General features: G+C 64.7%; 1 protein-coding gene. It reads left to right on the plus strand.

Translation table 11 applies throughout. From position 1 onward, the window contains the following. On the plus strand, window positions 1–464 hold a 464-nt coding region (locus tag ACNI3R_RS20420), incomplete at both ends, for an IS630 family transposase (RefSeq protein ID WP_426187075.1).

Raw genomic sequence — 464 nt, forward strand, 5'->3', positions numbered from 1 at the left:
GTAAACACCAAGATGGCGCGGCTATATGGCTGGGCGCCGGTCGGCGAGCGCTGCCGCGACGCCGTGCCGTTCGGACACTGGAAGACGATGACCTTCATCGCCGGCTTGCGTCTGACCGGTGTCACCGCGCCCTGGGTGCTCGATGGACCGATGGATGGCGATGCCTTCCGTGTCTATGTCCTCGACGTCCTTGCGCCCACGCTCCGGCGCGGCGATGTCGTAGTGCTCGACAATCTGCCCGCGCACAAGGTCGTCGGCATCCGCGAAGCGATCACAGCCCGTCGCGCCCAGCTCTTCTACTTGCCGCCGTACAGCCCTGACATGAACCCGATCGAGATGGCCTTCGCCAAGCTCAAGGCGTTGCTAAGGCAGGAACCGCCCCGAACCGTCGATGCCCTTGTCGAGCGCATCGGCAAGCTGCTCGACCGCTTCCATCCCGACGAATGCGCCAACTTCTTCCACGC

The sequence above is a fragment of the Rhizorhabdus antheiae genome (assembly GCF_049889055.1).
Classification (GTDB): Bacteria; Pseudomonadota; Alphaproteobacteria; order Sphingomonadales; family Sphingomonadaceae; genus Rhizorhabdus.